The 1,294-nt window shown below is 32.8% G+C and carries 1 protein-coding gene and 1 pseudogene; both read left to right on the forward strand.

The genetic code is table 11. The features are described 5' to 3' along the window. Positions 1-777 (forward strand): ABC transporter ATP-binding protein (locus KHW44_RS09710; protein ID WP_304068923.1); only part of this gene is annotated, 777 nt, incomplete at its 5' end. Continuing rightward, positions 761-1,294, forward strand: a pseudogene (locus tag KHW44_RS09715) (ABC transporter ATP-binding protein); the annotation flags it as partial. The gene KHW44_RS09710 and the pseudogene KHW44_RS09715, both read left to right, overlap by 17 nt.

A 1,294-nucleotide genomic window follows, 5' to 3' on the forward strand; every position in this document is an offset into this window, starting at 1 on the left:
AATGTCAATAATTTTAAAAACTATAATATAGAATTTGAGAATGTTAGCTTTGCTTATAACGATAAAGCTGTCATTGAAAATTTATCCTTTAAATTAGAAGAGGGAAAGTCCTATGCACTAGTTGGTTCATCTGGATCAGGCAAATCAACAGTAGCAAAACTTATATCAGGTTTTTACAATGTTAATGAAGGATGCATAAAGATAGGCGGGATACCAATAAGTGAATATTCTGACGAAGCCTTGATTAAAGCCATTTCCTTTGTTTTTCAAGATTCAAAATTATTCAAAAAGAGTATTTATGACAATGTTTTTTTAGCTAATAAAGAAGCTACAAAAGATGATGTTATGAGAGCCTTAAAATTAGCTGGATGCGATTTGATACTAGACAAGTTCCCAGAAAGAGAAAATACTATCATAGGATCAAAAGGAGTTTATTTATCTGGTGGAGAAAAACAAAGAATTGCAATTGCTAGAGCAATTTTAAAGGATTCCAAAATTATTATTATGGACGAAGCATCAGCATCAATTGACCCAGATAACGAGTTTGAACTACAAAAAGCTTTCAAAAATCTTATGAAGGATAAAACAGTTATCATGATTGCACACAGGTTATCAACAATTAAAGACCTTGATGAAATACTTGTGATGGATAGCGGAAAAATTATAGAAAGAGGCTCTGACAAAAAATTAATGTCAAAAGATACAAGGTATAAGAGACTGCAAGAGATGTTTAACAGTGCAAATGAATGGAGGGTTTCGAATGAAGGAGTTTTATAAAAAAAGATTTGCTCTTACAGATAAAGGAGCAAGAAATTTAAGCAAAGCAACACTGGCTTCATTTTTCGTTTATTGTATAAACATGCTTCCTGCCATTTTACTTATGATTTTTGCTCAGGAAGTTTTGGAAAATATGGGCAAAAGCAAGGGCTTTTATATAGTATTCTCAGCCTTGACCTTGCTAGCAATGTATATTTTGCTTTCTATCGAATACGATAAATTATATAGCACAACCTATCAAGAAAGTGCAGATTTAAGAATAAGGACAGCGGAATATTTATCAAAACTGCCTCTATCATACTTTTCTAAACATGACATTTCCGACCTTTCACAAACAATCATGTCTGATATTGAAGGTATAGAGCATGCAATGAGCCATTCAATACCAAAGGTAGGCGGCATGGCACTCTTCTTCCCGCTTATATCCGTCATGATGCTAATGGGTAATGTCAAGATGGGCTTAGCTGTAATTATTCCATCTCTTTTAAGCTTTATATTCATACCCTTATCTAAAAAA

Source organism: Finegoldia magna (genome assembly GCF_018371055.1).
GTDB classification, from domain to species: Bacteria; Bacillota; Clostridia; order Tissierellales; family Peptoniphilaceae; genus Finegoldia; species Finegoldia magna_I.